This window comes from Actinomadura macrotermitis (assembly GCF_009604375.1).
Lineage (GTDB): Bacteria > Actinomycetota > Actinomycetes > Streptosporangiales > Streptosporangiaceae > Spirillospora > Spirillospora macrotermitis.
In genome coordinates, this window is the sequence record NZ_WEGH01000001.1 from 1,288,226 (window position 1) to 1,297,849 (window position 9,624).

General features: G+C 73.4%; 13 protein-coding genes and 3 tRNA genes. 12 read left to right on the plus strand and 4 right to left on the minus strand.

The window, feature by feature from the left end; genetic code table 11:
* Positions 1 to 58 precede the first annotated feature (58 nt).
* From ACRB68_RS05700 to ACRB68_RS05750, 11 genes are all read left to right on the plus strand, one after another.
* A complete protein-coding gene (locus ACRB68_RS05700) occupies positions 59 to 778 on the plus strand; it encodes an IclR family transcriptional regulator (protein WP_153531119.1) in 720 nt (239 codons plus the stop codon).
* A 101-nt stretch (positions 779 to 879) separates the two neighbouring features.
* A complete protein-coding gene (locus tag ACRB68_RS05705; RefSeq protein WP_153531120.1) occupies positions 880 to 1,512 on the plus strand; it encodes a MerR family transcriptional regulator in 633 nt (210 codons plus the stop codon).
* 229 nt (positions 1,513 to 1,741) lie between these two features.
* Positions 1,742 to 2,338: a DUF2165 family protein gene (locus ACRB68_RS05710; RefSeq protein WP_153531121.1), complete on the plus strand. Its 597-nt coding sequence runs from the start codon at positions 1,742 to 1,744 to the stop codon at positions 2,336 to 2,338.
* Between the two features lie 166 nt (positions 2,339 to 2,504).
* Positions 2,505 to 2,897 (plus strand): YidH family protein, encoded by a 393-nt coding sequence (locus ACRB68_RS05715; RefSeq protein ID WP_153531122.1) that lies wholly within the window; start codon positions 2,505 to 2,507, stop codon positions 2,895 to 2,897.
* Entirely contained in the window at positions 2,894 to 3,202 is a 309-nt protein-coding gene (locus ACRB68_RS05720) for a DUF202 domain-containing protein (RefSeq protein ID WP_328593807.1), read from the plus strand. The genes ACRB68_RS05715 and ACRB68_RS05720 overlap by 4 nt, the downstream gene beginning before the upstream one ends.
* A gap of 100 nt (positions 3,203 to 3,302) precedes the next feature.
* On the plus strand, positions 3,303 to 4,109 hold the full coding sequence (locus ACRB68_RS05725; protein WP_153531123.1) for an SAM hydrolase/SAM-dependent halogenase family protein: 807 nt from the start codon (positions 3,303 to 3,305) through the stop codon (positions 4,107 to 4,109).
* Positions 4,110 to 4,152: 43 nt separating this feature from the next.
* On the plus strand, positions 4,153 to 5,016 hold the full coding sequence (locus tag ACRB68_RS05730; protein WP_153531124.1) for an ABC transporter substrate-binding protein: 864 nt from the start codon (positions 4,153 to 4,155) through the stop codon (positions 5,014 to 5,016).
* Positions 5,013 to 5,897: an amino acid ABC transporter permease gene (locus ACRB68_RS05735; RefSeq protein WP_328593808.1), complete on the plus strand. Its 885-nt coding sequence runs from the start codon at positions 5,013 to 5,015 to the stop codon at positions 5,895 to 5,897. The genes ACRB68_RS05730 and ACRB68_RS05735 overlap by 4 nt, the downstream gene beginning before the upstream one ends.
* A complete protein-coding gene (locus ACRB68_RS05740; protein ID WP_153531125.1) occupies positions 5,894 to 6,643 on the plus strand; it encodes an amino acid ABC transporter ATP-binding protein in 750 nt (249 codons plus the stop codon). The genes ACRB68_RS05735 and ACRB68_RS05740 overlap by 4 nt, the downstream gene beginning before the upstream one ends.
* Positions 6,644 to 6,665: 22 nt before the next feature.
* Positions 6,666 to 7,064 carry an NUDIX hydrolase gene (locus ACRB68_RS05745; protein WP_328593809.1) on the plus strand — a complete coding sequence of 133 codons (399 nt, stop codon included), beginning with the start codon at positions 6,666 to 6,668 and terminating at the stop codon, positions 7,062 to 7,064.
* A gap of 131 nt (positions 7,065 to 7,195) precedes the next feature.
* Positions 7,196 to 7,594 (plus strand): hypothetical protein, encoded by a 399-nt coding sequence (locus tag ACRB68_RS05750; protein ID WP_153531127.1) that lies wholly within the window; start codon positions 7,196 to 7,198, stop codon positions 7,592 to 7,594.
* A 27-nt stretch (positions 7,595 to 7,621) separates the two neighbouring features.
* Here the strand turns inward: ACRB68_RS05750 and ACRB68_RS05755 are convergent, their stop codons facing one another.
* Complete coding sequence (locus ACRB68_RS05755; protein WP_153531128.1) at positions 7,622 to 8,080, minus strand: XRE family transcriptional regulator; 459 nt, start codon at positions 8,078 to 8,080, stop codon at positions 7,622 to 7,624.
* A 202-nt stretch (positions 8,081 to 8,282) separates the two neighbouring features.
* Between ACRB68_RS05755 and ACRB68_RS05760 the strand changes: the two genes are divergently transcribed.
* Positions 8,283 to 9,167 (plus strand): hypothetical protein, encoded by an 885-nt coding sequence (locus ACRB68_RS05760; protein WP_153531129.1) that lies wholly within the window; start codon positions 8,283 to 8,285, stop codon positions 9,165 to 9,167.
* A gap of 55 nt (positions 9,168 to 9,222) precedes the next feature.
* Here the strand turns inward: ACRB68_RS05760 and ACRB68_RS05765 are convergent.
* The 3 genes from ACRB68_RS05765 to ACRB68_RS05775 all read right to left on the minus strand — a co-directional run bounded on the left by ACRB68_RS05765 (position 9,223) and on the right by ACRB68_RS05775 (position 9,523).
* A tRNA-Glu gene (locus ACRB68_RS05765) sits at positions 9,223 to 9,295 on the minus strand.
* 53 nt (positions 9,296 to 9,348) lie between these two features.
* Positions 9,349 to 9,421, minus strand: a tRNA-Glu gene (locus ACRB68_RS05770).
* A gap of 30 nt (positions 9,422 to 9,451) precedes the next feature.
* A tRNA-Gln gene (locus ACRB68_RS05775) sits at positions 9,452 to 9,523 on the minus strand.
* Between the last annotated feature and the right edge of the window lie 101 nt (positions 9,524 to 9,624).

Below are 9,624 nucleotides of genomic sequence, written 5' to 3' on the forward strand. Positions count from 1 at the left end.
CGCGCGGAGGTCGTCCACTCGACTTGCATCTCATATGACGAGACGGCAATATCAAGACATGGACAACTCTAGCGGAGTCGGCGTACTTGACAAAGCGGTTCTGGTGCTGAATGCGCTGGAGGCCGGTCCGGCCTCGCTCGCGCAGCTCGTCCAGACCACCGGTCTGGCCCGCCCGACCGCGCACCGGCTCGCCGTCGCGCTGGAGCACCACCGGCTCGTGCACCGCGACACCCAGGGGCGTTTCATCCTCGGCCCGCGCCTCGCCGAACTGGCCGTCGCGGCCGGCGAGGACCGGCTGCTCGCGATCGCCCAGCCGATCCTGGCCCAGCTGCGCGACCTGACCGGCGAGAGCGCCTCGCTGTTCCGCCGCCAGGGCGACGTGCGGGTCTGCGTGGCCGCCGCGGAACGTACCAGCGGGCTGCGCGACACCATCCCGGTCGGCGCGGCGCTGCCGATGTCGGCCGGGTCGGCCGCGCAGATCCTGCTGGCCTGGGAGGAGCCGGACCGGATGCACCGCGGGCTGCGCGGCGCCCGGTTCGAGGCGACCACGCTGGCCTCGGTGCGGCGGCGCGGCTGGGCGCAGAGCGTCGGCGAGCGCGAGCAGGGCGTCGGGTCGGTGTCGGCGCCGATCCGCGGCGCGGGCGGCCGGGTGATCGCCGCGGTGTCGGTGTCGGGGCCGCTGGAGCGGCTCACCCGCTCCCCCGGGCGGCTGCACGCCGGGCCGGTGATGGCCGCCGCCGACAAGATCTCCGAGGGCATGCGCCGGACCACCGGCTGAGCCCGCCCCCTCGGCCGGGACCGGCCGATCCGACTGCATTCCGTGAAAGCGCCGTTACGCTCCCCCGGCCGGATCTACGATCCTGCCGAAGGGGGTGCGGCATGCAGATCTCCGAGCTGAGCGACCGGAGCGGCCTGACCGTTCAAGCGATCAAGTACTACATCCGGGAAGGGCTGCTGCCGAAGGGCACCAGCGCCACGGCCACCCGCGCCGACTACGACCGGCGCCACCTGGAGCGGCTGCGGCTGATCCGGGCGCTGCGCGAGCTCGGCGAGCTGCCGGTCGCCACCATCCGGCGGATCGTGGCGATGGTGGAGGACGAGCGGGTCGGGCTCGGCGAGCTGTTCCGCACCGCCCAGCACGCGCTCGGCCCGGCGGTGCACTGCCCGCCCGACGACCCCGACCGGCGCGCCGCGCACCGCGACGTGCAGGACCTGCTCGGCGAGCTCGGCTGGCGGGTCTCGCCCCGCGCGCCCGCCCGCGACCTGCTCGCGCACTCCTTCGTGGAGCTGCGCCGGCTCGGCTTCCCGATCACGCTGACCGACCTGCGCCCCTACATCCGGGCGGCCTCGGACGTGGCCGAGCACGGCCTCGGCCGGGTCGCCGGCGGCGAGCCGCGCACCCGCAGCATGCACTGCATGCTGGTGTCGACCGTGCTGTACGAGCAGGTGCTGACGGCGCTGCACCGGCTGGCGCAGGAGGACGCCGCCGCGCGGCGGTTCGGCGACGCCTGAGGCGTGTGTCCGATTCCACTCGCGCATCCCCTAAACTGGGAGGCGCAGGTCACACCTCAGGCTCACGGGGCCCGCGACGCCGCGTCCAGCGGCGGAGCCAGTGGACCACGCCCGTCACGGACTCCCGCCGGGGAGCCGTAGGCAAGGTCGGGCGTTCGGATCCCGGGGTCGTTGTTCTTGCGCTCGGCGCCGGGTCCGCTCCCTACCCGCCCGAGCAAGGAACGAGCCCATGGCCTCCCTTCCTCCCGCCGTGCCGCGCTTCGGCACGACGTTCTTCGTCCGCGCCAGCAAGGCGCTGCTCACCTTCACCGTCGGCGGCTTCGCGCTGCTGGTCGTCTTCGGCAACGTGACCGACTACTGGACGAACTTCAACTTCGTCTCGCACGTGTTCTCGATGGACGCGCAGAAGCCCGCCCTGCACGAGGTCAGCAAGATCAACTATCGCGCGATCGAGTGGCCGTGGTTCCACCACGTCGGCTACGTCGGCGTCATCCTCACCGAGACCGCGATCATGGTGGGCTGCCTGGTGTCGGCCTACCGGCAGGTGCGCGCGCTGCGCGCCCCCGACGCGGTCTACCGGCAGGCCAAGCGCTGGGGCGTGGCCGGCTGCACGCTCGGCCTGTTCCTCTGGTTCTTCGGTTTCCAGGCCGTGGCCGGTGAATGGTTCGGCATGTGGATGAACGAGACCTGGAACGGCATTCCCGACGCGGTACGGCTGTGCACCTACATCGGCGGCGTCCTGATCTATCTGACGCTGTCCAACGACGGCCTGGCGCAGGACGCCCCGGCCCCGGAGGCCGATGGCGCCGCAGGCAGGGCCGCCTGAGCCGGGCGGGACGGCCGGGCGCCGGCCGTCCCGCCCGCTCCGGAAAAAACAATTCCTGCATATCAAGTCGGAATTCCGCGCCATTCGGCGGCGGCCGGGACCGGCGCGGGCGCGGATAACATGGAGCCGCCCCCGACCGTGCCGACCTTTGCAGAGTGAATTCACCATGAGCACGCTGGAAACCCCCGACCCCACCCCCGGCGGGCGCTGGGCCGACCGGCTGCTGGCCGAGGGCAGCGACCCCGACCCGCGTTTCACGCTGGCCAACGAGCGCACCTTCCTGGCCTGGATCCGCACCGCGCTCGCGATGATCGCCGGCGGCATCGGGCTGGCGCTCAGCGGGCACCTGCTGGCCGCGCCGCTGCGGTCCGGTCTCGCCGCCGGGCTGGCGGCGACCGGCGCGCTGATCGCGGCGCTGGCGTTCCGCCGCTGGCTGCGCACCGAGCGGGCGCTGCGGCGGGCCGAGACGCTGCCGCTGCCCGCGCTCGCGCCGGTGATGTCCTACGGCCTCGCCATCGGCGCGGTGGTGCTGCTGGTGGCGCTGCTGGCCACCCGGTGACGCTCTGGGACCGCGGCGCGCAGCCCGAGCGCACCGCGCTGGCCTGGTCCCGCACCACCCTCGCGCTGATCGTCGCGGGGCTGCTGTGCGTGCGGTTCGCGCCGACGACGACCGGGGCCGCCCTCGCCGGGATCGTGGTGTGCGGCGGGGCGTCGCTGCTGCTGCGGCGGACGCGGCGCCAGCACCGCGGCCGGGGGCGGCGGCTCGCGCGCGGCCACGGCGTCGCCGACCCGGCCTCGATCCTGCTCGCCACCGGCGTCACGGTCGCCCTCGGGCTGCTCGGTGTCGTGTTCGCCCTGTCCTGACCTGGGACGGGACGCACGCCCGCGATTGGTGGATCCCCGATCGGGCTTGCTACTGTCACGGCTGACTCTCCGTCATTCACCCTGGTCGTAAGGCAGTCCGTTGTCACAGAACCGTCCGTTCGCCAGCCTCGCCACCGACTTCGGCGCCGCCTACAGCGCCATCTGCGCCGGCGTCATCTACAAGATCGCCCCGGCGGCGAACGTGCTGGTGCTGAGCGACGAGATCACCCCGTACGCGATCGTCGAGGGCGCGATGCTGCTCCGCCAGGCGCTGCCCTACCTGCCGGTCGGCGTGCACGTCGGCATCGTCGACCCCGGCGTCGGCACCCCGCGGCACCCGGTGGCGGTGCGCACCGGGCGCGGCGACGTGCTGATCGGCCCGGACAACGGCCTGCTCGTCCCGGTGGCCGAGGAGCTCGGCGGCGTCGTCGCGGCGCACCGCCTGGAGAACCCCGCCTACCGGCTGCCCGCGGTGTCGAACTCCTTCCACGGCCGCGACATCTTCTCCCCCGCCGCCGCCCACGCCCTGAACGGCGTGGACATCGCCGAGTTCGGGCCGGCCACCGGGCTGCTGCCGCTGGACCTGCCCGCCGCGGCGGTGGCCGCCGGGACGCTCACCGCGCCCGTCCTGTACACCGACCAGTTCGGCAGCCTGATCCTGGCGGCCGGCCCGGACGACCTCGCCGCCGCGCTCGGCGACCCGCCCTACGGCACCGCGCTGGAGGTCTCCTGGGACGGCGGCTCCGCCCGCGTCCCGTTCGCCGAGACCTTCGGCAAGGTCGCCGAGGGCGAGCCGCTGGTCTGGGTCGACTCCTCCGGGCGGCTCGGCCTGGCCGTCAACCAGGGCTCGGCCGCGGCGCGCTTCGGCCTGTCCGACGCCGCCGTCCTCACGCTCCGCACCGCCTGACCGCTTCGTTTCACGTGAACACCCGCTCCGCTGGAGGCACGCCTTGGCCCCTCGTTCCCTGCTGACCGCCCTCGCCGGGGTCGCCGCACTCACCATCGCCGCCACCGCCTGCGCCCCGCAGAAGGAGGAGAAGCCCGGTGCGGCGCCCGCCTCCTGCACCAAGGACAAGCTGAAGCTGACCACGGCCGGGCAGCTCACCGTCGCCACCGACAAGCCCGCCTTCGAGCCGTGGTTCAAGAAGGACGACCCGTCCAACGGCGAGGGCTTCGAGAGCGCGGTGGCCTACGCCGTCGCGGGCAGGCTCGGCTTCGCCCAGAACGAGGTGAAGTGGGTCACCGAGTCGTTCGACTCCTCCTACGCGCCCGGGCCGAAGAAGTTCGACTTCGACATCAACCAGGTCTCGGTCACCCCGGCCCGCGCCAAGGCCGTCACCTTCAGCACCGGCTACTACGACGTCCAGCAGGGCGTCGTCGCGATGAAGGGCTCCAAGTACGCCGGGGCCACGAGCATCGCGGAGCTGAAGGGCGCCAAGATCGCGGTGCAGGTCGGCACCACCGCGCTGAAGGCCGTGCAGGACCAGATCAAGCCGGCCGGGCAGCCGAAGGTGTTCAACAGCCAGATCGACGCGGTCAACGCGCTGAAGAACAAGCAGGCCGACGTGCTCGTGCTGGACCTGCCGAGCGCCTTCTACGTCACCGCCGCGCAGGTCGACGACTCCAAGATCGTCGGGCAGCTGCCGCAGAGCGGCGGCGCCGGCGGCGAGCACTTCGGGCTGCTCCTGCAGCAGGGCAACCCCCTGGTCGGCTGCCTGGACAAGGCCCTCGGCGAGCTGAAGTCGTCGGGCGAGCTCGCCAAGATCCAGGAGAAGTGGCTGACCTCGTCCGCCGGTGCCCCGGTCCTGAAGTGACCGCGAACGACCGGCCGCCCGCCCCCGCCCAGGTCGAGTGGGTCAAGAGCGAGCGGCAGATCCAGCGCGAGCGGCGGCAGCGCCGCATGGGCGTCCGGTCGGGGGCGCTCGCGGCCGCCTCGACCGTGGTGTTCCTCCTCGTCGTCGGCCTGCTGGTGACCTCCTCGCCCGGCTGGCCCCGGGTGAAGGCCACCTTCTTCGACTGGGACGAGCTCACCGGCGCGTTCCCCGACGTGCTGCACGGCTTCTGGCTGAACGTGCGGATCTTCCTGATCGCCGAGCCGGTCATCCTCGCCGTCGGCCTGCTCGTCGCGCTCGCGCGGGGGCTGCGCAACCCGCTGTTCTTCCCGCTGCGCGCCCTCGCCGTCGCCTACACCGACGTGTTCCGCGGCATCCCGACGATCCTGCTGGTGTACCTGGTCGGCTTCGGCCTGCCCGCGCTGCGCCTGCAGGGGATGCCGAGCGACCCGGCGGTGCTCGGCGGCCTGGCGCTGGTGCTGTCCTACGGCGCCTACGTCGCCGAGGTGTTCCGGGCCGGCATCGACTCGGTGCACCCCTCCCAGCGCGCCGCCGCCCGCTCGCTCGGCCTCGGCCAGGCCAAGACGCTGCGGTTCGTGGTGCTGCCGCAGGCGGTGCGCCGGGTCGTCCCGCCGCTGCTGAACGACTTCGCCTCGCTGCAGAAGGACACCGCGCTGGTCGCGGTGCTCGGCCCGCTGGAGGCGCTGCGGCAGGCGCAGATCCACTCGGCCGACACCTTCAACTACACGCCCTACCTGGCCGCGGCGGTGCTGTTCGTCGCGCTGACGGTGCCGATGGCGCGTTTCACCGACCATCTCGCGGCGCGCGCCGAGCGCCGCCGGGCCCCCGGGGGTGGGCGATGACCGAGCCGCTGCTGCGCGCCGAAGGCGTCTGGAAGAACTACCACGGCCACCACGTGCTGCGCGGCGTCGACCTGGACGTCGCGGCGCACGAGGTGGTCTGCCTGATCGGCGCGTCCGGGTCGGGCAAGTCCACGCTGCTGCGCTGCGTGAACCTGCTGGAGACGGTGGACGACGGCGCGATCTGGCTGGACGGCGCGGAGATCACCGATCCGGGCGCCGACCCCGACCGGGTCCGCCGTGACATCGGCATGGTCTTCCAGTCCTACAACCTGTTCCCGCACATGACGGTGCTGGAGAACATCACGCTGGCGCCCGTCCAGGTCTACCGGCGCAAGCGGGACGAGGCCGAGCAGCGCGCGATGGAGCTGCTGAAGCGCTTCGGGCTGGCCGACAAGGCCCGCGAGTACCCCGACCGGCTGTCGGGCGGGCAGCAGCAGCGGGTGGCCGTCGTGCGGGCCATGGCGTGCGACCCGCGTCTGCTGCTGCTGGACGAGGTCACCTCGGCGCTGGACCCCGAGCTGGTCACCGAGGTAATGGGCATCATCCGTGAACTCAAGGAGGGCGGGATGACGATGATCCTGGCCACCCACGAGATGGGCTTCGCCCGCGACATCGCCGACACCGTCTGCTTCCTGGACCAGGGCGTGCTGCTGGAGCGCGGCCCGGCCGAGCAGATCTTCACCGAGCCCGCCGAGCCGCGGACCCGCGAGTTCCTGCAGCGCGTGCTGGCGTCCCGGCGGCTCTGACCGGGCTGGGAGACTGGCGCGCGTGGCTGAACTGGACGTGGTCGCCTGGGTGCACGCCCGGGACGGCCTGCTGCTGACGGTGCGGACGCGCGGCCGTGACCTGCTCTACCTGCCGGGCGGCAAGCGCGAGCCCGGCGAGGACGACTGGACGGCGGTGTCGCGGGAGGTGCGCGAGGAGCTCGGCGTCGAGCTGGAGCGCGCCACCTTCCGCGGTCTCGGCGTGCTGCGCGCCGCCGCGCACGACCAGCCGGACTTCACGCACGTGCGGATGGCCTGCTTCACCGGCGGTCACCGCGGCGAGCCGGCGCCGCTCGGCGAGGTCGACGAGATCCGCTACGTCGGCCCGGCCGAGCGCGCGCTGCTGGCCCCCGCCTCCCAGGCCGCACTGGACCTGGCGGTCGCCGGCGGCCTGCTCGGCTGAGGTCCCCCGGCGCGACACGCGACGATCATGATTGACGGGCCCCGGTCCGCCGCGCAGACTGAACAGCACACCGACTCGAGTGAACAAATTTTACTTTGGTCGCTTTTGGTAGTCGCTGGACCGGGGGACCCATGCTCGACCACATCGCCTATTCGACCGGCCGCCTGGACGGCGCGGCCTCGCTGCCCGCCCTGCTCACCGCCGTCTTCGACGGGCTGGAGCTGGTGGAGCGGGCCGCCACCGCGCTCGCCGGGCCCGACGCCGACGGCGCCCGGCCCGGCTGCGCCGGCGCGCTGGCCGAGGCGGGCCGGGCGCGCCGGGCGCTGTCGGGCGCGCCCGCGCTGCGCAGCGCGGTGCACGCGGGCTCGGGCGCCGAGCGGCAGGAGCTGGCCGAGGCGCTCGGCCGCTTCTCGATGACGCTCACCGAGGCGCTGGTGACCGCCACCGCCTGGACCACCGAGCCGGCCGACCGGGTCGCCTGCCTGCGCGCGGCCCTGCACCTCGGCCGGGTGGCCGGCGCCCTGGACTGAGCGCCGGCCCGCCCCGGCCCGCCCCGGTCAGCCCGCGCCGGCGAGCCGGGCGCGGTCGGCCCTGGCGGCGGCGAGGATCATCTCGTCGACCAGCCGGCGGGCGTCGGGCGACAGGTCGATCAGCGCCCGCAGCACCTCACCGCGGACCGAGCCGCCGTCGACCTCGCGGCGCAGCGCCTGGAAGGTCAGGTCGTCGTCGATCGGCGCGGCCTCGACCGGGAAGCCGAAGTAGCCGATCGGCACCCCGAAGAAGGTGGCCAGCGCCGTCAGCGTCTTCAGCTGCGGGTTGTCCTGGCGGCCGGTGCGCAGCTTCCACACGGTGGTGGAGGAGATGTCCTCCCCGGTGGCTGCGGCGATCGCGGCGGCCGTCTCCACGTTGTTGCGCGGCGGTGCCGCCCCCGGCGGCCACATGTTGCCGATCAGCCACTCGACCTTCTCCGCGAGTGTCGCCGCCGGGGAGATCCCCCCGGCGGCCCGTTGCCGCATGCGCTCCATTCGAGCCTCCCCCGATGTCGTTGCTCGATGACTTTAATTGACCACACGGGATCCTGTCAGCCAAGGACACGATCGAGCGCGCTCGGTATCGAAGTGATCACGGAAGGCCAACCTTCCCGCCGGGCCGCCGTGTCGGGCGGGGGCGCGGCGGGCGCGCGCTGCTTACATCGGATGACCTCGGAGGTGATCACCGGTGAAGGCTCGAACGCTCCTGTGGCAGGGGACGACGGCGGCGACGCTCGGCATGCTGCTCGCCGCGCCGCCCGCGCACGGCGCGCCGCGACCGGCCGCGGGCCCTGGACGCGTCCAAGCGCCGCCCATGGCCGCGGCCCCGCCGGTCATCGCCCTGGCACCCCCCAAAGCGCCCAGAACGGACGACAGGCCCTTCGAGGGCCCGCTGGCGCCCATCGGGCTCGGCGCCGTGCTGCTCGCGGCGGGCATCGCGGCCTGGCGGCGCACTCCGGCGCCCGCCCCGCCACCGGCCCGTCCCGCCGCCGGAGGCGGGCGTCCGGCGCCGAGCGCGGCCGGGCTCGCCGCCGAGCTGGCGCGGCCCGCCGGCCTCGGCGTGACCGGGCCCGGCGCCGACGCCTTCGTGCGCACCGTCCTCGTCGAGCTGCTGGACGACGCGGGCCCGGGCGCCCGGGTGGTCATCACCCGCGCCGACCTGGACCGGCTGTTCGGCCCCGGCACCGACCCGGCCCTCTGGCAGGCGCTCGGAGACCGGCTGCGGGTCTGCGAGCTGCTGGAGGAGGGCATCGAGCACCTGGAGCTGGAGCTGCTCATGGCCGAGGCCGAGCGGGCCAACCCCGACCTCAGCCCGACCGGCGGGCGCGGCCTGCCGCCGACCTGCTGGATCTGCACGCCCGGCCAGGACGACGACGTGGTGCTCCCGCTCGTCCGCCGCCGCCCGGGGCTGCCGCTCGCCGGGCTGCTGTTCGGCGACTGGCCGCACGGCCGGACCCGGGAGATCAGTGCGACCGGGCGGATCGGGGACGTCACGGTCGCCCTCCTGCCGCCCGGCGAGGCGCTGGCGCGGCTGCGCGCCCAGGCAGCGGCCGAGCGCCCGGACCGGTACTGACGCCGGACATGCGAAAGCCCCGGCCATCCGAAGATGACCGGGGCTTTCGCGTGGGTACTCCCGAGCGGATTCGAACCGCCGTTACCGCCTTGAGAGGGCGACGTCCTAGGCCACTAGACGACGGGAGCTCGCCTTGCATGAACCCGCCCCGGCCGATGAGCGGCCAGGGCCTTTCGCTGCGTACCCCCGAGCGGATTCGAACCGCCGTTACCGCCTTGAGAGGGCGGCGTCCTAGGCCACTAGACGACGGGGGCCTGTACGCGATCCGATCGAGATCGGATCAGCTGGGGTACCAGGACTCGAACCTAGACTAACTGAACCAGAATCAGTCGTGCTGCCGATTACACCATACCCCAGTGCCGTGAGCTCCCCTCCGGTTTTCCCGGCTGTTCGCTCGCGCCTCGAAGAGACTACAGGACCTTTCGGGATGCGCCAAAACGAATAACCGAACCGCCTT

What these genes read in the sequence shown, in the direction of transcription:
- ACRB68_RS05740 (WP_153531125.1), top strand. Translation starts at nt 5,894, where the DNA reads ATGACCGAGCCGCTGCTGCGCGCCGAAGGCGTCTGGAAGAACTACCAC.
- ACRB68_RS05750 (WP_153531127.1), top strand. Translation starts at nt 7,196, where the DNA reads ATGCTCGACCACATCGCCTATTCGACCGGCCGCCTGGACGGCGCGGCC.
- ACRB68_RS05710 (WP_153531121.1), top strand. Translation starts at nt 1,742, where the DNA reads ATGGCCTCCCTTCCTCCCGCCGTGCCGCGCTTCGGCACGACGTTCTTC.
- ACRB68_RS05700 (WP_153531119.1), top strand. Translation starts at nt 59, where the DNA reads ATGGACAACTCTAGCGGAGTCGGCGTACTTGACAAAGCGGTTCTGGTG.
- ACRB68_RS05755 (WP_153531128.1), bottom strand. Translation starts at nt 8,080, where the DNA reads ATGCGGCAACGGGCCGCCGGGGGGATCTCCCCGGCGGCGACACTCGCG.
- ACRB68_RS05705 (WP_153531120.1), top strand. Translation starts at nt 880, where the DNA reads ATGCAGATCTCCGAGCTGAGCGACCGGAGCGGCCTGACCGTTCAAGCG.
- ACRB68_RS05715 (WP_153531122.1), top strand. Translation starts at nt 2,505, where the DNA reads ATGAGCACGCTGGAAACCCCCGACCCCACCCCCGGCGGGCGCTGGGCC.